This is a genomic window from Marinovum sp. E3 (assembly GCF_055755275.1).
The window spans coordinates 196,538-216,510 of record NZ_JBVTQV010000002.1 but is presented as its reverse complement, the minus strand read 5'-3'; the positions used below and the strand labels follow the sequence as shown (position 1 = coordinate 216,510).

Genomic DNA, 19,973 nt, shown 5'->3' with positions numbered 1-19,973 from the left:
AAGTGTTGAGGGGCGGCTCCAGGCCGCCCCGGTATTGGTTAGCTTGCGCGAACACCCACGCGGTGCATGGTGTTGTTCAGATAGCCTTTCGGGTTCCAGTCGATGGCAAAGGGCTGCATGACGCCCTCGCTGTCGGTGGCGCGGGCCCAAACCTCGTAGTAGCCGGCCTGGGGGAAGGTCACGTCGGCCCGCCAGTTCTGCCAAGCACCGTCATTGACCGGTGCGTCCAGTTCGGCGTCCCTCCAGGTTGACCCGAAATCGGTCGAGATCTCGACCTTGTCGATCGACCGGTCGCCGGACCAGGCGTGGCCGCGCACCTGCGTGCCCATACCGGTGTCGGCGCCGTTGGCGGGGAAGGTCACGAGCGACTTGACCGGCATCCGTTCGATGATGACGAAATCCTCGTCCGGCACATCCTGTCCCGGTGCCACGGGATAGGCGGGCACGCGATAAGACGTGCCGGTCATCTTCGGGCCGTCATGCACCTGGTCGCGCAGCTCGATCCGTGTCAGCCACTTTTGCGCGGTCGAGGCCGGCCAACCGGGCACAACAAGGCGCAAGGGGGCGCCGTTCATCGGATGTAGCGCCTCGCCGTTCATTTCGAAGGCGATCAGGATGTTGTCCGTCATCGCCTTTTCGATTGGCACGCCGCGCGAAATCGGCAGCTTGTCGGGATCGCCCGACAGGTGTCCGTCGGCCCCGTAATGCGCCGTGTAGACGACGTTGGACTGCACCCCCGCCTTTTCCAGCACGTCCTTGAGGCGAACGCCCGTCCATTCCGAACAGGCTACCGCGCCATAGGTCCACTGGTTGCCCTTGGCGGGCGGGTTGAAGAAACCGCGCCCGTTGCCACCGCATTCCAGCGTGAGCGCCATGGTCACAACCTCGAACTGCTCGCGCAGATCGGCGATGGTCAGTTCCATCGGGTTGTCGACGAACCCGTCGATGGTCAGCGTCCAGGTGGACGGGTCCACGTCTTCAGGCGGGATGCCGTTGTTGCGGATGAAATGCCTGCTGGTCGGCGTGATTGCATCGTCCAGAAGCTCGGGCGGCGTCTCGGCATTGACCGGGCGGTCGTTGAGCAGGGTCAGCCCGTCTTTGCCGAACAGCACGTTTTCCTGCGCCATTGCAGCGGGTACAAAGCCAATCGGCATGTTGCGGTGGAACGGGATCGATGTGCCAACCATCGCGGCCATCGTCGCCAAGCCGGTGCGTTTCAGGAAACCGCGCCGGTCGGGGTTTGCGACCCGTCCGAAAAATTCCTTGTCCGCTTTCTCCGGATCATCTGCGAAAAACTCCTGAACCGAGCGTTTCTTGTCCTCGTCGAGCGCCATAGTCTCCTCCCTTGGCTGCTAGAGCGGTGCACAGTCGCACACCGTCATTCAACAAAGAGACGTGTGGCGCTCCGGAATTATTCCCGGGCGCGCCAAAAATTATCGCTGTCAGCCCTCGGTCGCGAGGATTTCCCGCGCCTCCTCCGTCACGAGGAAGTCGAGGAAGGCTTTCGCTTCGGGGTCGGCATCCGACGACAGCACCACGTTGATGTCGCGATAGACTACCCGATCCTCGGCCAGTTCGATCATGTCGAGACCGTCTTTGGTGATCGGCCGGTTGGGCCAGGTGATCCATGCGTCCGCATCACCGGTCACGACAACCCGCACCCCGTCGGCCAAAAGATCACCGAAGTCTTCGATGCCCAGCGGGTTTCCGAAAGCTGTCGGTCGGCACGACTAACCTTTCCCTTGGGGCAATGAATGCGTGTCATTGCACGATTACCTTGGGTAAGCTACTATTTTCGCGTTGGTTTTTTGACGGGAGGCGAGGATGAAGATCGCGACGGTCGGAAAGGGCGGGTCGGGCAAGACGACCATCGCCGGAACGTTGGCACGAATTTTTGCCGGAGAGGGACGGAAGATTCTCGCCATCGACGGCGATCCCAATCCCAACCTGGCGCTGGTGCTGGGGATGACGCCCGACGAGGCGGATCGCATCGGGTATATTCCCGCCAACGTCATGCGCCGCGGGCCCGAGGTTGATGGCGTCATCATGATGGAGCCGGCGATCCCGCGCGAGGATATCATGGCGCGATACGCCATCCCGGCGGCCAGCAACCTCGATCTGATCGTGATGGGCAAGCCGGCTCATGGCAGCGCCGGCTCGGGCTGCATGTGTGCCTCGCATCGGGCAGTGCGCGGGCTGATCGCCGAACTGACATCGATTGGCGAGCACACGATCACCGACATGGAAGCGGGGCTGGAACATCTCAAGCGCGGCACCGCGCGGCATGTCGACATGATGCTGGTGGTGGCCGAACCCTATTACCGTTCGCTCGAAGCGGCGATGCGGACCTGCGAACTGGCGGTCGAGCTGGGCATCGCGCATGTCAAGGTTGTTGCCAACAAGGTGCGTTCCGACGACGACATGAGCGCGATCCGGGCGTTCTGCGACAAGCATGGGATGGAGATCATCGGCACCGTTCCCTACGACGAGGCAATGATGGAGGCTGAACGCCAGGGAAGCGCCCCGATTGACCATGCGGCCGGGGCTCCGGGTGTCGCCGCGATCCGCGACATTGCCGGCGGGATCGATGCCATCGCGCGGATCGCTCACGCAGCGCCGGGGGCCGGGGCCGACGCAACGAGGAACGCTTGAGGCACGGATGCTGATTGGCGAACTGGCCGAGCTTCTGGGGGTGACACCCAAGACGCTTCGCCACTACGAGAAGATCGGGCTGATACACCCGCCCGAGCGCGCGTTGAACGGCTATCGGTTCTTTGGTCCGAGCGCCGCGCGCCGCGCGCAATTGATCGTGAATCTGCGCAAGCTCGGCCTGTCTCTGGATGAGATCGGTGACCTGCTGACCACCGATGACGGGCGCAGCCTGCGCCAGCGGCTGCTCGGACGGCTGGACGAACAGATCCGGGATCGCGAGTTGAGTATCGCGCGATTGCAGGGCGAGCATGACGAATTGCGGGCCCGTTTCGACGCATTGATCGGCACCCCGCGCGAGCGTGACGGCGATTGCATCTGCGCTGCGCTTCTCGCGCCTTGTGATTGTAAGAACAGCAGAAATCGGTAACCGGCGACGGAATCTCCTTGACCTTTCCCTAGGGGCAATCTGCTAGCATGGGCTGAATCGGGAGACCAGATGGATGACCGAGACCGCCGAAACCGCACGCCAGGAGACCTATCGCCCGACCTTCACGCTGGATGAAGGGCCGCTCGATGAGGTTCATGCCTTCTGGCTTGCCGGGATGAGTTGCGATGGCTGCACGATCTCGGCGGCCGGGGCGCAGAATCCTTCGGTCGAACAACTCTTGAACGCGCGCCTGCCGGGATTGCCGCGGATCGTGCTGCATCACCCGGTGCTTTCCGTCACCGCCGGCAAGGATTTCATGCAGGCGCACCATGCCGCCAAGGCCGGCAAGCTGGGCGCGCCCTATGTGGTGCTGTTCGAAGGTTCGGTGCCCGACGAGCGCATTGCCGGCGAATTCGGCGGCTACTGGTCGGCCATGGGCGCCGACGAGCGCGAAGGTGCCGGCAAGCAGCCCATTCCGACGGCGCAATGGCTGCACGATCTCGCCCCCGGCGCGGCGGCGGTGATCGCGGTGGGCACCTGCGCGACCTGGGGCGGCATCCCCGCGGCAATCGGCAACGTCACGGGCGCGATGTCGGTGATGGATTTTCTCGGCGAAGAGTATCTCAGCGCGCTGGGTCTGCCGCCGATCAACATTCCCGGATGCGCCCCTGTCGGCGACAATACCACCGAGACCATCGCCGCGGTGCTGATGTTCCTGGCCGGATTCGGGCCGCTGCCCGAATTCGACGAGTTGGGCCGGCCGGCCTGGCTGTTCGGCGAGACGGTGCACCGCCGTTGCGTGCTGGCGGGCAATTACGAAGAGGGAAAGTTCGCCGAAAGCTACGGCGAGCGCAAATGCCTGGTTGAATTGGGCTGCTGGGGACCGGTGGTGCAATGCAATATCGTGTCGCGTGGTGCCAATGGCCACATGGGGGGCTGCATGAACACCGGCGGCATCTGCATCGGCTGCACCATGCCCGGGTTTCCCGATGCCTTCGCGCCTTTTTATAAACGCCCTCCGGGCTCACTGATGTCGACCACGCTCAGCCGGACGACCGGCAGTTTTGTCGACTACCTGCGCCAGTTCACGCTGAAAAGCCGCAACCGGACCCGCCGATGGAAACGCGACAACGCGGTGCCCAGTGGCTGGGCCAAAGCGGACGGCGGCCTCAATCCCGCCGAGCGGATGGTGGGCGGCGTCTACGAATTCCTGAAGCGGCGGCGGACGGGGTTTTCGGCCGCGGGCTCGCACCGGCAGCGCGCCTACCAGAACCCCTCCCATGCCTATATCCGCAAGTCCCCGCATGACCACGAGGTGGAGAGGTGACGCGATGAACATCTGGTGGGCTCTCGGTTTCGGCGTGGCGGCAGCGGTTGTCGTCGTGGTGGCGGTGCTGCTGCTGGCCATCCTTTGGCAGGCGCGGCGAATCCGCAGACTTGCATCTGCCGCCGCGGAGATTGTCGGCGAGATTGATGCCAACACGCGGTCGGTCTGGCGCGTGGCGAAGATCAACAGGACCGCGGGCGCGCTTCTCGATGGCGCGGCCGCGATCGAGGCCAACGCGCGCGCGATCCGCGAGGCTGTCACGCATGACGCTGAAAATGAAGACGCGGCCTGAGGAGGAAGCCATGGACCACATCACGCTCTGGTGGATCGCGATCGGCGCGGCTCTGGCAGTGACGATTGTCGTGGCGATCCTGCTGGCGCTGGTGGTCGGCACCGCCCGCGACATCCGCGACGGCGCCGCGCTGGTCTGGACCCGTGGCCAGCAGGTGGCCAACAACACCATCCATATCGCGCTGCTCTACCGGACGCTCGAGGCGGTGCAGGCAATCCGGGGCAGGGCAGGTGGTATCCTGCAAGAGGCCGAGGCGCTTCGCGATCATGCCGAAACCTGCCCGGGCTGTCCGCAATGCATCCTCGCCGGGGACAGGGGGGCCACATGACGACCCTGCTCACATCGCTGACCGCGCTTGCCGCGCTGCTGTTTCTGGCGGTTGTCGCCGTTGCTCTGGTGCGCATCAGCGGCCTGCTGGAAGAGATCGGCGGCACCGGCAGCAGCTATCTCGCCAAACTTCGGCTGGGGTTGCGGGCCATCGACCGCGAAACCTCGCATCTGCCGGCCGCCGCCGTGCCCGTCAACAAGGGGCTGGCCGACGTGGCGGCGGGGCTGTCGGCGGTCGACGCGACGCTGGGCGATCTGCACAAAGCACTCTCGGGACAGGAGGACAAATGATGCCATTGGCAGCAATCGTGATCTGGATCGTGACGCTGCTGATCATCGCCCTGGTCATCGTGCCGGTGGCGGTGACCCTTCTGCGGCGCGCGTTGAACGCCGCCTGGGCGATCGAGGGATACCTCGCCGACATGAGTACGGCGGGCGGCAGGATCGCTACCCATACCGGCGCGATCCCGGCACTGGACGATACCCTGGAGACTGCGGCGTCAATGCATCCCGTGGCCGAGGCCATCGAAGCCAAGACCGGGGCAGTGGCCGGGCTTCTGGTCGCGCGGGCAGAGCACAGGAGGTCGCCATGATCGCTGTGCTGACAGGGATTTCGGTCGTGCTGGCCTTGGTGATCGTCCTGGTTGTGGCCTATCATCTGATCGGCATCTTCGTGGCGCTGAAACGCGGTGCGGATCACCTCCAGAATCTGGCAGACGGATTGATCAAGGTCCGCGACGACACCGCGCCGCTAAACGGACGGGTGGACGACATTTCTGCACGGCTGGAGGCGCTGGCGCCACCGCTGCTGGCCGCCAACGGAAACCTTGCCGCCATCGTCGGCGTCGCGCGCGGGATGACCGCCGAGAAGAAGGAATAGCCTGCGATGTGTTTCGAGAACCTGCCGGTCGAGTTCGACGAAAACGGCAACGCCTTCCTGAAGCAAGGGGTGAAGAACCCCTACGACTACCAGACCCGCACCCCCGAGGAACGCGACGCCAAGCTGAAGGAGCTGGCCAACAAGAACGGCCAGCTTGTCGATGTCGATTACGATCCGGTGACGCGGGTGGCCGGCGCGCTGGCCTTCCATTCGACCGTGGATCTGGAGCAGGGCCGGGTGCGCGACACCAATTCGATGGCGACGCTGTTTCGCGGCTACGAGGTGATCCTGCGCGGCCGCGACCCCCGTGATGCGGCCTTCATTTCGTCCCGCGCCTGTGGCGTCTGCGGCGGCGTGCATTCGACCGCCTCTGCGCTGTCGGTGGAAATGGCGCTTGGCATCAAGCCGCCGCCGCTGGGCATCGTGGTGCGCAATCTGCTCTTAAGCTGCGAATATCTCTACGACAACCCGCTGCATCTCTTCGTGCTGGCGGGGCCGGATTTTTCGGAAAGCCTGGTCAAGCAGACCAACCCCGAGATTTGGACAAGGGCCGAGGGCGCACCCGCGAAACACAAGGAGCTGCACGGCTACGCCACCATCGGCGATATCCTGCACGATCTGAACCCGCTGACCGGTAAGCTCTATCTCGAAGCGCTACAAATGACGCGCGTGGCACGCGAGGCCTATGTTCTGCTGGGCGGCAAGTATCCGCATCCCGAAACCATCATTCCCGGCGGCGTGACCACCTTCGTCGACATCTCGGTACTGAACGAATTCTACATGCGCATGATCAAGTTCTTCGACTATTCGAAGAAATGCATCGGCATCTGGGACGACGTGTTCGATTTCTTCCTCGAGGCCGATCCGCGTTATCTCGACTGCGGACGGCTCGATGCCACGATGGTCGATCTGGGCCAGTGGGACCATGAGGACCACTACGACGCGACCTATGCCAACTGCAATGCCTGGGGGCAGGAGCGCTGGTCGACCCCCGGTGTTCTGGTGGGCGGCAAGCTGGTGACCAACCGGTTGACCGACATCAACGTCGGACTCGAGGAGTTCGTCGAACATTCCTACTATGAGACGTGGGACGACTACCCGTTCAAGACCGATCCCGCCGGCAACCCGCTGTCGCCGAACCACCCCTGGAACAAGACGACGATTCCGCGCCCCGGGTCGCAGAACTGGAAGGAGCGCTATTCCTGGGCCACCACGCCGACCTGGGACCGCCGCACCTTCGAGGCCGGCGCCTATGCCCGGGTCTACCTGTCGGCGGTGTCCGGCAAGCTGCCGCAATCGGCGTTCGTGCAATCGACCGGCCACAGCCTGATCCTGCGCGTCCCCAAGGGCGAGGAACGTCCCGAGCGAACTTTCGAATGGAAACCGCCCGAGATCTGGAACGCCTTTGAGCGCAACCGCGCGCGCGCCTATGCCGTGGCCTTCAACTTGATGGTGACCATGGAAAACCTGACCCGCGCGATGGATCTGGTGAAGGCCGGCGAAACCAAGGTCGCGACGCCGTTCGAGATCCCCCAGAGCGGTCATTCCATTGGCGTCGGCTTCTGGGGCGCGGGGCGCGGCTTCCTTTCTCATCATTGCGAAATCAAGGATGGCCTGCTTGCGAACTACCAGATCGTCACGCCCTCGACCATCAACGCCTGCCCGCGCACGCCCTGGGGCGAGCCCGGACCCTATGAGCGCGCGGTGCTGAACACCGCCATCGTCGAAAGCAACTTCAAGGGAGAAAGTGACTTTCAGGGGATCGACATATTGCGCGCGATCCGATCCTTCGACCCCTGCATGCCCTGCACCACGCATGTCATGGTCGAAGGATCGGACCGCGTGGTCACGCGCGAGGTAACCACCTGTGCCTGCGGCATCGACTGAGCCCGCCGCCACAACGATCATCGGCGTCGTCGGCTTCACGCCGGTGCTCGACCCCTATCCGCTGGGACCGCGGCTGATGGCCGAGCTGGAGGTTCGCTGCGCCGGAATGCCGGAGGTGTCGCTGCGCAACATGACCTGGAGCCCGATCCACATCGTGCAGCAATTCGAGGACATGGGTGCGGACCTGCCGGACCGCATCGTCCTGGTGGGCGCGGCCTCGGTCTGCGCCTGCCCGGGCCGGGTCAGGGCCTGGCGCTGGTCGGGTGGCTGCTTGCCGGATGCCGCGATGCAGGAACGCATTTATGAAGCGGTCACCGGCGTGGTGGATCTGGAAAACACGCTGATGATCGGCGAAAAATTCGGCATCTGGCCGACGAAGTGCTACACTGTGGAAGCAGAGTTGCCGGCCGGGACCTTTGGCACGATGGTCATGGCGGAAACCCGGAAGCTCTCGTCCGCTTCCCTGGTGCGGGGCCTCGGTTTCGATCCCGCGCTGACGATCGCCCGGCTGGCCGCCACGGCAACACGTCTGGCCAGGGGCGACGACAGAGATTTGGCCGGATTGAAACAGGCGGCGGATCTGGTTCCGGTGACGTCCTTTCATCACGCCACCACCACCGGACCCGCGCCCCGGAGGCAGAGTCAATGACCCGAGACACCGATGCACAAGCGCTCGACCGGCTGATCGAACAGGAGGATGTGCTGCAAATCTGCTACTGGTATCAGGGCGAAGGTTTTGGCGAGAGCTTCACGCCGCTGGCCGTCCTGCCATTTCTGAAGAGCGGCGAGGGCGATGTCGCGAAAACTTTCGAGCGGCTGGCGGAGGCGGGCGATCTCCGGCGTGACGGCGGCGCCTATGTCTTCACCGCCACGGGGCGGCGCAAGGCCGGGCGCATGTTCTTCGAGACTTTCACCGAGTTACAGCAGGCCAGTCACGGCGAATGCAACGCCGGCTGCTGCGACGGCGACGAGCCTTGCGACGACCCGACGCATGATCACCACAATCATGCGCATGGCTGAGCGATGACGTCCGGCGCCCCCCCGAACCTGAAGGACGACGCCCCGCAAGAACTTGTGGGCTATCGGTCCAATGAAGAATGGGAGGCGCTGGTGGCGGCGACTGGCGATGCGCTGGCCGCGCTCGACGAGGCGGACGAGAAGCCGCGCGAGGACGTCCGGGCGGCGCTTGCGGGGATCGATGCCATCCACCGCGAAGCCATGCACCGGCTGGTGCGGCTGTTCAAGGAAGGCGTGCTGGAACAGGTGATCACCGATCCCGCCATTCATACGCTGATGGGGATGTACGACTTGTTGCCGCCGGAAACGCCGGGATGCCGGAAGGTCTGGGATTTCCTGCCGCAGGACGACGCGGGCGTCTCTGCCGATCCCGCCGACACGCCGCCGCATTGGTCGCCTGCGCCGGTGGACGCCGCGCCCGCCGATGGCGAATTCGCGGTGTGCCGCATGGAGGAGGGGACATATGTGCTGGCCCGTGCCGGGGGTGATCTGTTCGCCTTCGCAGGGGTCTGTGGCGAACACGGTGCCGGGATGCGGGAGGGCACCCTGAACGGGTATGCCTGGGCCTGTCCTGCTGCGCCCGGCTGCCTCTACGACATCCGCAGTGGCGCGCGGATGGGCGGCGGCGCACCGCTCGATTGTCGGCCGGTGCGCCGCGACCATGACCGCGTGCTGATCGGCTTCGGGATGCCGTTCACGCCCTCGCTGGCGGCGATGTAGATGCGGGTACTCGTCGCCGGAGTCGGGAACGAATTGAAGGGCGACGACGGCTTTGGCGTTCTTGCCGCCTGCGCCGCCGGGGCCGATCCTCGTCTGCGCGGCTACGTCACCGTCTTCGAGACCGGCATCGGCGGCATTCATCTAGTACAGGAGTTGATGCGAGGCTACGACGCCGTGCTCTTGTTCGATGCCTGCGATCGGGGGGCGACACCGGGCACGCTCTTCCTGCTGGCGCCGGATTTGCCGGATGTCGCCGGATTCACCGACCGCGAGCGTCGCGATTTCTTTGCTGACATCCACTACGCCACTCCGGTGCGTGCGCTGACGCTGGCGCGCGAGGTCGGCGCCCTGCCACCTCTGGTGCGCATCGTCGCCGCGCAGATCGCCGAGGCCGACACCTTCGGCACAGAGATGAGCCCGGCGATGCATGACGCGATCATGCCTGCCGTTGACATGGCGTTCGAGGTGATCGTCGCGCTCGAACGGAGGGAGGCCGCCGAATGAGGGACGCTCCCGGTGCAGAACGGATCACGGTGCGCGGCCTGGTACAGGGCGTGGGGTTTCGCCCCTTCGTCTATCTCATCGCCGGCAAGGCCGGCATCACCGGTTCTGTGCGCAACACCGGTGCCGGCGTCGAGATCGACGCTTTCGGGTCCGGCGCCGCCTTGACCGACTTCCGCAACAGGCTGACCGGGGATGCGCCTCCGCTTGCCCGGATCGACGCCATCGACGCGGCGCCGCTTGGCACTCCGGCGCCGCGCGACTTTTCCATTGAACTCAGCACGGGTGGCGCGGTCCATGCCGCCGCCACGCCCGATGCCGCGCTGTGCGATGCCTGCCGCGCCGAACTGCTCGATCCGGGCGACCGCCGTCATGGCTATGTGTTCTTGAACTGCACCCATTGCGGGCCACGGTTTTCCATCCTGCGGGCGCTGCCCTATGACCGCGCCAACACCACGATGGCGCGGTTCCCCATGTGTCCCGCCTGTCGCGCCGAATATCGCGACGTCGCCGACCGCCGGTTTCACGCCCAGCCCACGGCCTGCCCGGAATGCGGACCCATGCTCTGGGCGGAACACGCGGGCGACGCCACGCAGCGGGAGATCGGCGCCGGGGCCATTGCCCGTGCGGCCGAGTGCCTTTCGCGCGGCGGGATCGTTGCGTTGAAGGGCATCGGCGGCTTCCATCTGGCCTGCGGCGCCACCGACCGGTCGGCAATCCACTCGCTGCGCACCCGCAAACGCCGGCCGGACAAACCCTTCGCGCTGATGGTTCGCGACCTTGCGGCAACGCAGGCCTTCGTCCGTGTCAACGACGCCGAAGCGGCGGCATTGGTATCGCCCGCCGCGCCGATCGTCCTGCTCGACATGCTGCCGGGCGGCCCGCTGCCCGAAGGGCTGGCGCCCGGTCTGAACCGGCTGGGAATCATGCTGCCATATTCGCCGCTGCACGCGATGCTGATGGAGGCCGTCGATGTTCCGCTGGTGATGACCTCCGGCAATCCCGGTGGCGATCCGCAGGTGACGACAAATGCCGAGGCCCGCGACCGGCTGGCGGATTTCGCCGACCTGTTCCTGATGCATGATCGCGACATAGCAAACCGGGTGGATGACAGCCTCGTTCAGGTCACCGCCGGCCGCGCCCGGCCGCTGCGGCGGGGCCGGGGCCTGGCACCGCGGCCGCTGCCGTTGCCCGAGGGGTTCGGAGCGTCACACCCACAGGTGATCGCCTTCGGCGGCGACATCAAGAACACCTTCGGGCTTGCCAAGGGCGGCGTGGCGGTGCTGTCGCAGCACATAGGCGATCTCTCCGGGCTGGCGACCGAAGCGGATTTCCTGCGCACGCTGGAGCTGTTCGAAACCCTCTACGGCCTGTCACCTGCCGTCATCGCCGCCGATCCGCATCCCGGCTACCGGTCGCGCAGCCTCGCGCGGGACTTGGCCAGCGCACGCGGGCTCCCGCTGGTCGAGGTCGGCCATCACCACGCCCACGCGGCGGCCTGCATGGTCGAACATGGCGTACCGCTCGACACCGCCCCCGTGCTTGCAGTGGTGCAGGACGGTATCGGTATCGGCGAGGCGGGGGCGCTTTGGGGTTGCGAAGTGCTGCACTGCGATTATCGCGGTGCCAAGCGGCTGGCCACGCTTCGTACGGCGCCGCTGCCCGGCGGTGACCAGGCGGCCCGACAGCCTTGGCGGAACCTGCTGGCGCGGCTGAGCCAGGCCGGCACGCGCGATAGCTGGCCGGCGGCACTGTGCGAACGGCTGCGCGGCCAGCCCACCGAACCTCTGATTGCGGCGATGGCCAGCGGGCTGAACACGCCGGCAAGCTCCTCTGCGGGACGTCTGTTCGACGCTGTGGCGGCGGCGGCGGGGCTCTGCGTCGCGCGGCAGACATACGAAGGCGAAGCGGCGATGCGCTTGCAAGCGGCGGCGGAAGGCTGGCTTACGACGAATGTCGCCGATCCCTACCACTTCGAAATCGTGGACAGACCCGACATGATCGAGGTCGACCCCGCGCCGATCTGGCCTCGGATTGCGGCCGATCTCGCGCAGGAGGAGGCTCCCGGCGCGATGGCCGCGCGGTTTCATGCTGGTTGGGCGCGGATATGGGCGGAAGTCGTCACACGCCTTTCGACAGACACCGGCTGCGACACGATCTTTCTTTCCGGCGGCGTGTTCCAGAACCGGCTGTTGAGCGCTATGCTGGCGGAGCGGCTCGACGGCGCCGGGCTGACCGTCCGCCAGCATGCGGAAGTCCCGGCCAATGACGGAGGCCTCGCGCTCGGGCAGATTGCCGTGGCGCTGGCCAGATACCAAACCGAGAACAGGGGAGGATAGATCATGTGCCTTGGCATTCCCGGACGGATCATCGAAATCACCGATGCCGAAAAGTATCTTGCCGTGGTCGATGTCTCCGGCGTCCGCCGCAAGGTGAATGTCGCCTGTATCGCCGAGACAGATGCGCTGGATGATCTGATCGGCGCATGGGTGCTGCTTCACGTCGGTTTTGCCATGAGCGTCATCGACGAGGCTGAAGCCGCGCGCACGCTGGAGGTGCTCGATGAACTGGGCGAGGTGCAGGATGAACTGACCGCGATGCGGGAAAGTGCACAGCCATGAAATACGCCGACGAATTCCGCGACCCCGTGCTGGCCCGAAAGGTGCTGAACCGCATCGAACGAACCCTGGATCGCATCCCGATGCCCGAAGGGCGTCCGCTGCACATCATGGAGGTCTGCGGCGGCCACACCCATTCGATCTTCCGCTACGGGCTGCAAAAGCTGGTGCCCGACAGCATCGAATTCGTGCACGGCCCCGGCTGTCCGGTCTGTGTCTTGCCGATGGGCCGGGTTGATGATTGCGTGACGCTGGCCGAGCAGCCACAGGTCATCTTCACCACCTTCGGCGATGCGATGCGGGTGCCGGGCTCCAAGGGGTCGCTGATCGAGGCCAAGGCGCGCGGCGCCGATGTGCGCATGGTCTATTCGCCGCTGGACGCGCTCGAGCTTGCCCGGCGCCATCCCGAGCGCGAGGTGGTGTTCTTTGCGCTGGGGTTCGAGACGACGATGCCGTCCACGGCGCTGACCCTGTTGCAGGCGGCGGAAGAAGGCGTGGAAAATTTCTCGATGATCTGCCAGCACATCACCATCATTCCGACGCTGAAGGCGCTTTTGTCCGACCCGCAGTGCCTGATCGACGGGTTCATCGGGCCGGGTCATGTCAGCATGGTGATCGGCAACCGGGGCTATGGGTTCATTCCCGACGACTATGGCAAACCATTTGTCGTTGCCGGTTTCGAGCCGCTCGACCTGCTGCAATCGCTGTGGATGGTGCTGGAGCAAATGGCCGAAGGCCGCGCCTCGGTCGAGAACCAGTACGCCCGCGTCGTGCCCGAAGATGGCAACACGGCCGCCCTGCGCGCAATGGCCGAAGTCTACGAGGACCGCGAAAGCTGCGACTGGCGCGGGCTTGGCGCGATCGACCGCTCGGGGGTCCGCATCCGTGCGGCATATGCCGATTTCGACGCCGAGCGAAAATTCGGGCTGGTCCCGGCGGATGTCGCCGATCCGGCGATCTGCCAATGCGGCGAGGTGGTGCGCGGCCAGTTGAAACCGCATATGTGCCGCGCCTTCGGCAAGGAATGCACGCCGGCCACGCCGCTCGGGGCGCTGATGGTCAGTTCCGAAGGCGCCTGCGCGGCCTATCACCAATATGGCGCCACGGATCTGGTCGGCACGCGCAATGGATGACGGTGGCGGCGCCCGACGGCTGCGCGGCGACGCGGTGACGCTGGCCCATGGTGCCGGCGGGCGCGCCATGCGCGACCTGATCGACGAGATTTTCCTGAAAGCCTTCGGCGAGACACGGGTGAGCGGGCTGGAAGATCAGGCGCGGCTGGCGCTGGACGCCTTCGGCGGCGGGACGCTGGCCTTCACCACCGACAGTTTCGTGATCGATCCGATCTTTTTTCCCGGCGGCGACATCGGCAAGCTGGCGGTCTGCGGCACGGTCAACGATCTGGTGGTCGGCGGAGCCAAACCGGTTGCGCTGACTTGCTCGGTCATTATCGAAGAGGGGTTGGCCTTTGCCGATCTGCACCGGATCGCCGAGAGCATGGCCACCGCCGCCGCCGAGGCCGGGTGCCGGATCGTGACCGGTGACACCAAGGTCGTCCCGCGTGGCGCGGCGGATCGGATCTTCGTCAATACCGCCGGCATCGGCGCCATTCCGGCAGACCGGTCGCTGGCGGCGCGGCATATTCGCCCGGGCGACGCGCTGATCGTCAACACCACGCTAGGCGAGCACGGTGCGGCGGTCATGGCGGCGCGCGGCGATCTCGGGCTGACCAGCGCGTTGCAAAGCGATTGCCGCCCGCTGGGCGAGCTGGTCGAGGCGCTGCTCGAGGCCGCGCCGGACACCCGCGCGGTCCGTGACGCCACCCGCGGCGGCGTTGCCACGGTCCTGAACGAATTCGCGGCCGCTTCGGGCACTTGCTGCCGGATCGTGGAGGACAAGCTGCCGCTGCGCGAGGAGGTGCGGGGCATATCGGAGATCCTGGGTCTCGACCCGCTCTACATCGCCTGCGAGGGGCTTTTCGTCGCCGCTGTCCCCCAGACGCAAACAGAGGCCGCGCTCGCCGCCTTGCGCAAGCGATCGGGAGGCGAGGCCGCCTGTCAGATCGGCGAAGTGGTTGCGACGCCGCAGGGCCGTGCGGTGATGACCTCGTTCTTTGGCGGAGACCGGCTGGTGGACATGCTGGAGGGCGAGCAACTTCCGCGGATATGTTGAGCAAGTGGCGGCCGTCCCCACGGCTCCTGGTGATCAAGCACAGGGCGCCGCGGCACGGTGCACGTCCGCATGTGGAGCAGATTTGGAAAATTAAGTAAATGAATTCAGTTCTTTGAACCGCAGTACCTTGCCGCTCCGGATGGACTAACCGCGGAAACGACCGGGCGTTTGACCGTATTTCCGTTTGAACTCGCGGTTGAAATGGCTGCGGCTGCGAAAGCCCGTTGCACGGGCGATTTCACCGACGGAGCCGGGCCCGCCCGAGAGCATCTGTGCGGCGCGGGTAAGCCGCAAATCGTAGATGAACCGCATTGGCGACATGCCGAAGGCTTCCTTGAAGTGCTCGAACAGCAGCGTCCGGCTCATGCCTGCGTTTGCCGTGAGCATTTCGATGGTTATGGCGTCGGATGGATGCGTCACGATCAGTTCAAGCGCCCGCGCAAGACGGCGGTCTGCCGCATCGAGCAGATTGACCAGAACCGAACCTCCCAAGTCCGGGTGAATGTCGAGGGCACGGATCAGCAGGCCTTTCAGCAGTGTCTCGAGAAAGGCGACCGACACCTCTCTGCCGTCGCGCAACTCGAAAAAGAGGGTCAGAAGGCCGTGGCTGGACGGGATGAGTTCGGGAACCTCCTCAATAACGGGTTCGTCCAGCCAGGTCAGGAAATCCGCGATCTCGTCGTTGGCCAGGATGATTTCGCCGCAGGCCACGACCAGCGGGTCTTCGTCGCCGTCTCCGGCGCGGTAGAGCTTGAGGCTCTCGTCATTGTCCGGGAAGGCGCGTTCGGCGTCGCATTCCGAAACGATTTCCGGGCCGGCTTCGAAGCCGTACTCCGTGTCGGCCGGAAGAAGCACCAGCGCGCCGGGCCGCATCGGCAAACCAACGCCGGAGGAAAGCCGCATGCGGCCCCGGCCGGACAAGCACATATGCAGCGACGCGGCCTCGCTTGCCTCGAAACGAAGCCGCCAGCCGGAATGCGCTTCGCAAAAGCCGTAGGTCTCGACCTCGACGCGCAATCGACGAAAGAGATTTTCGCGGTCCATTCCGGCCTCCCGTCAGTTCTGCACTCTCGGGCACGCCACCCGGACTCCCAGGCACATTGCACAGGCAACCATCGGCGCGCGCAACAGTTATTTTCAGGCGCATTGCTCGCAAACCTATTGGGAGAAAAACCATGAAGACCGCACATTCAATCCTCGTTGCCTGCTCGATTTCAGCGTTGGCGGCGTCTTCTGCACTGGCACAGATGTCGAACGAGGCAGGAGAGAACAGCTATGAGGTCACGATCACCAACCTGACCGAGGGTCAGCCGTTCTCGCCCGGCGTGATCGTGACCCACAGTCCGGACGTCCATCTGTTCGAGGCCGGTGCCGAACCATCGCAGGGCGTCATCGAGATTGCCGAGAACGGCATGCCGGAGACGGCATCGGAAATGCTTCAGGGCATGATGGACTCGGGCATCACCGACGTCGTGGCGATCGACGCGCCGATCATGCGCATGGGCGCCGACGCGCCGAACGAGGCGAGTTTTTCGATCAGCGCCAACGAGGGTGACGTCCTGTCGATCGTGACCATGCTCATCTGTACCAACGACGGCTTCGTCGGCGTGGATTCCATGCCGCTGTCCGGTGAGATGACCGAGATGGAAGCGACGGCCTATGACGCCGGTTCGGAGGTCAACAACGAGCTGACCAATTCGATTGTCGATCCCTGCGGCGCGGCGGGTCCGGTGATGTTCGAGGAGGACGGAAACATCAACGACATCGCCGATGACGGCAACGTGATCGCGGAACACGCCGGTATTCAGGGCGTTGGGGATCTGACCGATGCCCATGGCTGGTCCGGCCCGGTTGCACGCATTTCCATCGCGCCCGGAAGCTGACTGAAACAGGCGTGCCCGGCCCCGAAGCGGCCGGGCAGTTCCACCATTGAACAAGGAGTGAACAGATGGCCGAAGAAACTGAAGCGCAAACTGGTGTCAACTGGAAGGCGGTCATCCTGGCGGGCCTGATCGCCGGCCTTGTCTTTATCGTCATGGAAATGGTCCTCGTCGCCGTGGTGGGCGGTGGCAGTCCGCTTGGCCCGCCCACGATGATCGGCGCCATCGTTCTGGGTCCGGAGGTTCTTCCGGAACAGGGCACACCGCCTCCGTTCGATATGGGTGTGTTCCTGACCGGTCAGATCGTTCACTTTGTTCTTTCCGTGGTTCTGGCGGTCATCTTCGTGCTGATCGCGCGCCGCATGGCGCTTGGAACCGGTGCACTGGTTGGTTTGGGCGTCGTGTTCGGCCTTCTGGTCTATTTCGTCAACTTCTACGGAATGACCGCCGTGTTCCCCTGGTTCGCGATGGCGCGGAACTTCATCACCATTGCCAGCCACCTCGTCTTTGGCGCCGTGCTGGCCTGGGCCTATGCAGCGTTCCGGTAAGCGGAACTCCTCGGAACGCGCGGGCGATACCGAGGCGCAAGAGATCCGCATCGGGCAAGGTACTTGGAAGGAAGCGATACAATGACAGATCAATCCACGACCTATCCGGCGCGCGATGAATTCGGCGCTCAGGTGAGCAGGGCCGGGATCGTCGGCATCTTCGCCGCCCTCGTTCTGATCTACTTCTGGTTCGGCGGAATGAAGTTCACGCAATACGAGGCCAAGGGCCTGGAGAGTTTCGTGGGGCCCAGTTTCGTCATCGGCTGGATGTATGACGTGTTCTCGCTCCGCGGATTCTCGATCTTTCTGGGCATCCTCGAAATCGCCATCGGCCTGCTGATTGCCGGTCGGCTCGTCTCGCCGAAGCTGTCTGTCGCCGGCGGCCTGTTCTCTTGCGGGCTGTTTCTGACGACGATCAGCTTCATGTTGACGACAGAAGGCGTATTCGCCCCGGAAGAACTGACATTCCCTGCCATCAGCGTGATGCCCGGACAATTTCTGCTGAAGGATTTCGGCCTGTTGGCGGCGTCGGTCCTGGTGGTGGGCGAATCGCTGTCCGCGATCGCCCGGCAACGAGGGGCGTGACGACATCGGACACCGCGGGGCCCCGGCTGTGAACCACCTAGGCGCCATGCTCCGCCTGCGCGGCGGTGACCGCGATCATGTGCAGGATGTCCTCGGACGAGCAGCCGCGCGACAGGTCGTTTGCCGGTTTGGCAAGACCTTGCAGCACTGGGCCGATGGCCACCGCCCCACCGACTCGCTGTGCGATCTTGTAGGCGATGTTGCCACTTTCCAGGTTGGGAAAGATAAAGACATTGGCATTGCCGCCCAAGGCTGAATCGCGCGCCTTGGATGCCGCCACGTCGGGGATGAAGGCGGCATCGAATTGCAACTCGCCGTCGATCAGCAACGCGGGGTCGGTCGCCCTGGCAATCTCGGTGGCGGTCACCACCTTTGAGACCGACGTGTGGGTCGCGCTTCCCCTGGTCGAGAAGGACAACATCGCGACGCGCGGCAAGTCGCCTGTCAGCGCGGCAAAGGACTGTGCCGAGGTGAGCGCGATCTGCGCCATTTCCTCGGCATTCGGGTCGACGACAAGGCCGCTGTCGGCGAAGACATGGGCGCCTTTCTTGATGTGGTGGCTCTGGCAGAACAGCATGAGAAAGAAGCTCGACACCAGGCTGGCGCCCGGCGCCGGACCGATCACCTGGATGGCGGTGCGCACGATTTCGGCGGTTGTCGCCACCGCTCCGCCCACCGTGCCATCGGCATGGCCGGCGTGGACGAGAAGCGCGGCGAAGACATGCGGCGAACGCGCGGCCGCCAGCGCCTGATCCGGTGTCACGCCCTTGTGCCTGCGCCGCTGGTAAAAGGCCTCGGCCAGTTCGCCGATCAGAGGCGAGTTGGCGGGATCGTGGATTTCGACACCCGCGTCCGGCGCGACACCAAGCGCGGCGAAGCGGGCGCGAATTTCCTCCGCCGGCCCGATCAGCGCCACCCGGGCGATGCCCTGCTTGCGGGCATCGACGGTCGCCTGCACCGCACGCGGATCGCCGCCCTCGCTCAGCACGATCTTTTTCTGTGATCGGGCGGCGTTTTTCAAAAGCATTTCTAGCGGTTTCATCTCTGCTCCAATCAGTGGCCCAGGACGGCGACGCCCAGAAGGACAAAGCCGGCGATAAAGACGGTTTCGGCGACGATCAGCGCGATCGCCTGACCGCCGACATCGAGGATGCGCCTGAGCGAGGTCTTCATGCCGACGGCGGCAATCGAGATCAGCAGCGCCCAGCGGCTGAGCGAGGACAGGAAGGAGACCACCGCATCGGGGATCAGACCGAAGGAGTTGAACGCCGCGAAGACCAGGAAGCCGATGACAAAAACCGGCAGGACCGGCGGGCGCTTGCCGTCCATCTCGCTGGCGAAATTGCGGCGCACCAGCACCGAGATCACCAGCACGACCGGCGCCAGCATCGCCACGCGGATCAGCTTGACCAGTGTCGCCACCTCGCCCGCCTCATCCGAGACCGAGAAGCCGGCGCCGACCACCTGGGCAACATCGTGGATGGTGCCGCCGAGGAAGACGCCCGAGACCTCGTCGTTGAAGGCAAAGGTGTCGGTCAGGATCGGATAGGCGATCATCGCCACCGTCGACAGCACGGTGACCGAGAGCACGGTAAAGATCAGGTTGCGTTCGGAATGTTCGTTCTTGGGCAGCACGGCCGAGATCGCCATGGCGGCCGAAGCGCCGCAGATCGCCACAGAGCCGCCGGTCAGAAGGCCGAAGCGCCAGCCGCGGCCCAGAAGCCGCGCGGCGGCAAGACCGAAGAGAAGGGTCAGGATCACCGCGGCGATCACCACGAAGATGAGTTGCGGCCCGAGCCCCACGATCAGTTCGACCGAAATCCGCGCCCCCAGAAGCGCCACGCCGAACCGCAACACGGTGCGGGCGGTGAAATCGATCCCCGGCTTGCAGGCGCCTTCCTCGGAGAGGAAATGGAATGCGATGCCCAGCAGCAGCGCCATCAGCATCGCCGGCGCGCCGTAATGGTCCGACAGGAATTGCGCCGCCACCGCGACCACCGCGGCGACCAGGAACCCCTGACCATTGGAGGTTACGAGATCGCCGAGACCGGCCATCGTCCGTTTGGATGCGCTTGTCGCCTGCATCGTCATCACCCTTTTTTGAGAAAGCGCCCACCTCGGCGGGAGGAAATGCCCCGGC

The 19,973-nt window shown here is 64.9% G+C and carries 25 protein-coding genes; 20 read left to right on the top strand and 5 right to left on the bottom strand.

What is annotated here, in order from left to right:
• Positions 1–38: 38 nt before the first annotated feature.
• The gene (locus AC0J5K_RS18470; protein ID WP_274563883.1) at positions 39–1,334 is read right to left on the bottom strand and encodes a sulfite oxidase; all 1,296 of its coding nucleotides are present in this window, start codon (positions 1,332–1,334) and stop codon (positions 39–41) included.
• A gap of 108 nt (positions 1,335–1,442) precedes the next feature.
• The gene (locus AC0J5K_RS18465) at positions 1,443–1,649 is read right to left on the bottom strand and encodes a substrate-binding domain-containing protein (protein ID WP_274563881.1); all 207 of its coding nucleotides are present in this window, start codon (positions 1,647–1,649) and stop codon (positions 1,443–1,445) included.
• A gap of 175 nt (positions 1,650–1,824) precedes the next feature.
• On the opposite strand from AC0J5K_RS18465, the gene AC0J5K_RS18460 reads away from it, so the two are divergent.
• The 17 genes from AC0J5K_RS18460 to hypE all read left to right on the top strand — a co-directional run bounded on the left by AC0J5K_RS18460 (position 1,825) and on the right by hypE (position 14,820).
• Positions 1,825–2,652 (top strand): ATP-binding protein, encoded by an 828-nt coding sequence (locus AC0J5K_RS18460; RefSeq protein ID WP_274563879.1) that lies wholly within the window; start codon positions 1,825–1,827, stop codon positions 2,650–2,652.
• Positions 2,653–2,659: 7 nt separating this feature from the next.
• Positions 2,660–3,079: a MerR family DNA-binding transcriptional regulator gene (locus AC0J5K_RS18455; protein WP_274563878.1), complete on the top strand. Its 420-nt coding sequence runs from the start codon at positions 2,660–2,662 to the stop codon at positions 3,077–3,079.
• Between the two features lie 73 nt (positions 3,080–3,152).
• Positions 3,153–4,406, top strand: coding sequence for an NADH-quinone oxidoreductase subunit B family protein (locus AC0J5K_RS18450; RefSeq protein WP_274563876.1), 1,254 nt, complete (start codon positions 3,153–3,155; stop codon positions 4,404–4,406).
• A 4-nt stretch (positions 4,407–4,410) separates the two neighbouring features.
• Positions 4,411–4,698, top strand: a complete 288-nt coding sequence (locus AC0J5K_RS18445) for a hypothetical protein (protein ID WP_274563874.1) — start codon at positions 4,411–4,413, stop codon at positions 4,696–4,698.
• A 10-nt stretch (positions 4,699–4,708) separates the two neighbouring features.
• Positions 4,709–5,026 carry a hypothetical protein gene (locus tag AC0J5K_RS18440; protein WP_074837611.1) on the top strand — a complete coding sequence of 106 codons (318 nt, stop codon included), beginning with the start codon at positions 4,709–4,711 and terminating at the stop codon, positions 5,024–5,026.
• Entirely contained in the window at positions 5,023–5,316 is a 294-nt protein-coding gene (locus tag AC0J5K_RS18435) for a hypothetical protein (RefSeq protein WP_274563871.1), read from the top strand. The genes AC0J5K_RS18440 and AC0J5K_RS18435 overlap by 4 nt, the downstream gene beginning before the upstream one ends.
• Positions 5,316–5,618 (top strand): hypothetical protein, encoded by a 303-nt coding sequence (locus AC0J5K_RS18430; RefSeq protein ID WP_274563869.1) that lies wholly within the window; start codon positions 5,316–5,318, stop codon positions 5,616–5,618. Before AC0J5K_RS18435 ends, AC0J5K_RS18430 begins: the two co-directional genes overlap by 1 nt.
• Entirely contained in the window at positions 5,615–5,905 is a 291-nt protein-coding gene (locus AC0J5K_RS18425) for a hypothetical protein (protein WP_274563867.1), read from the top strand. The genes AC0J5K_RS18430 and AC0J5K_RS18425 overlap by 4 nt, the downstream gene beginning before the upstream one ends.
• Before the next feature lie 6 nt (positions 5,906–5,911).
• On the top strand, positions 5,912–7,792 hold the full coding sequence (locus AC0J5K_RS18420) for a nickel-dependent hydrogenase large subunit (protein ID WP_274563865.1): 1,881 nt from the start codon (positions 5,912–5,914) through the stop codon (positions 7,790–7,792).
• 76 nt (positions 7,793–7,868) lie between these two features.
• The gene (locus tag AC0J5K_RS18415; RefSeq protein ID WP_371398945.1) at positions 7,869–8,441 is read left to right on the top strand and encodes a hypothetical protein; all 573 of its coding nucleotides are present in this window, start codon (positions 7,869–7,871) and stop codon (positions 8,439–8,441) included.
• Positions 8,438–8,812 carry a hypothetical protein gene (locus tag AC0J5K_RS18410; protein ID WP_274563861.1) on the top strand — a complete coding sequence of 125 codons (375 nt, stop codon included), beginning with the start codon at positions 8,438–8,440 and terminating at the stop codon, positions 8,810–8,812. Before AC0J5K_RS18415 ends, AC0J5K_RS18410 begins: the two co-directional genes overlap by 4 nt.
• 3 nt (positions 8,813–8,815) lie before the next feature.
• On the top strand, positions 8,816–9,529 hold the full coding sequence (locus AC0J5K_RS18405; protein ID WP_274563860.1) for a Rieske (2Fe-2S) protein: 714 nt from the start codon (positions 8,816–8,818) through the stop codon (positions 9,527–9,529).
• The gene (locus AC0J5K_RS18400) at positions 9,530–10,033 is read left to right on the top strand and encodes a hydrogenase maturation protease (RefSeq protein ID WP_274563859.1); all 504 of its coding nucleotides are present in this window, start codon (positions 9,530–9,532) and stop codon (positions 10,031–10,033) included.
• The gene (hypF, locus tag AC0J5K_RS18395; protein ID WP_274563857.1) at positions 10,030–12,369 is read left to right on the top strand and encodes a carbamoyltransferase HypF; all 2,340 of its coding nucleotides are present in this window, start codon (positions 10,030–10,032) and stop codon (positions 12,367–12,369) included. The genes AC0J5K_RS18400 and hypF overlap by 4 nt, the downstream gene beginning before the upstream one ends.
• 3 nt (positions 12,370–12,372) lie before the next feature.
• Positions 12,373–12,651, top strand: a complete 279-nt coding sequence (locus AC0J5K_RS18390; RefSeq protein WP_274563855.1) for a HypC/HybG/HupF family hydrogenase formation chaperone — start codon at positions 12,373–12,375, stop codon at positions 12,649–12,651.
• Positions 12,648–13,781 carry a hydrogenase formation protein HypD gene (hypD, locus tag AC0J5K_RS18385; protein WP_274563853.1) on the top strand — a complete coding sequence of 378 codons (1,134 nt, stop codon included), beginning with the start codon at positions 12,648–12,650 and terminating at the stop codon, positions 13,779–13,781. Before AC0J5K_RS18390 ends, hypD begins: the two co-directional genes overlap by 4 nt.
• Positions 13,774–14,820: a hydrogenase expression/formation protein HypE gene (gene hypE / locus AC0J5K_RS18380; RefSeq protein WP_274563851.1), complete on the top strand. Its 1,047-nt coding sequence runs from the start codon at positions 13,774–13,776 to the stop codon at positions 14,818–14,820. Before hypD ends, hypE begins: the two co-directional genes overlap by 8 nt.
• 144 nt (positions 14,821–14,964) lie before the next feature.
• On the opposite strand, the gene AC0J5K_RS18375 is transcribed toward hypE, so the two are convergent.
• Positions 14,965–15,864, bottom strand: a complete 900-nt coding sequence (locus AC0J5K_RS18375) for an AraC family transcriptional regulator (protein WP_274563849.1) — start codon at positions 15,862–15,864, stop codon at positions 14,965–14,967.
• A 131-nt stretch (positions 15,865–15,995) separates the two neighbouring features.
• Here AC0J5K_RS18375 and AC0J5K_RS18370 point away from each other — a divergent pair, with 131 nt between their 5' ends.
• The 3 genes from AC0J5K_RS18370 to AC0J5K_RS18360 all read left to right on the top strand — a co-directional run bounded on the left by AC0J5K_RS18370 (position 15,996) and on the right by AC0J5K_RS18360 (position 17,833).
• Entirely contained in the window at positions 15,996–16,703 is a 708-nt protein-coding gene (locus AC0J5K_RS18370; RefSeq protein WP_083416100.1) for a spondin domain-containing protein, read from the top strand.
• A gap of 65 nt (positions 16,704–16,768) precedes the next feature.
• On the top strand, positions 16,769–17,248 hold the full coding sequence (locus AC0J5K_RS18365; protein ID WP_048534628.1) for a membrane protein: 480 nt from the start codon (positions 16,769–16,771) through the stop codon (positions 17,246–17,248).
• Between the two features lie 81 nt (positions 17,249–17,329).
• On the top strand, positions 17,330–17,833 hold the full coding sequence (locus tag AC0J5K_RS18360; protein WP_274563845.1) for a YkgB family protein: 504 nt from the start codon (positions 17,330–17,332) through the stop codon (positions 17,831–17,833).
• A gap of 37 nt (positions 17,834–17,870) precedes the next feature.
• On the opposite strand, the gene pta is transcribed toward AC0J5K_RS18360, so the two are convergent.
• Positions 17,871–18,875, bottom strand: a complete 1,005-nt coding sequence (gene pta, locus AC0J5K_RS18355; RefSeq protein ID WP_274563843.1) for a phosphate acetyltransferase — start codon at positions 18,873–18,875, stop codon at positions 17,871–17,873.
• Positions 18,876–18,886: 11 nt separating this feature from the next.
• Complete coding sequence (locus AC0J5K_RS18350; RefSeq protein WP_048534841.1) at positions 18,887–19,918, bottom strand: YeiH family protein; 1,032 nt, start codon at positions 19,916–19,918, stop codon at positions 18,887–18,889.
• Between the last annotated feature and the right edge of the window lie 55 nt (positions 19,919–19,973).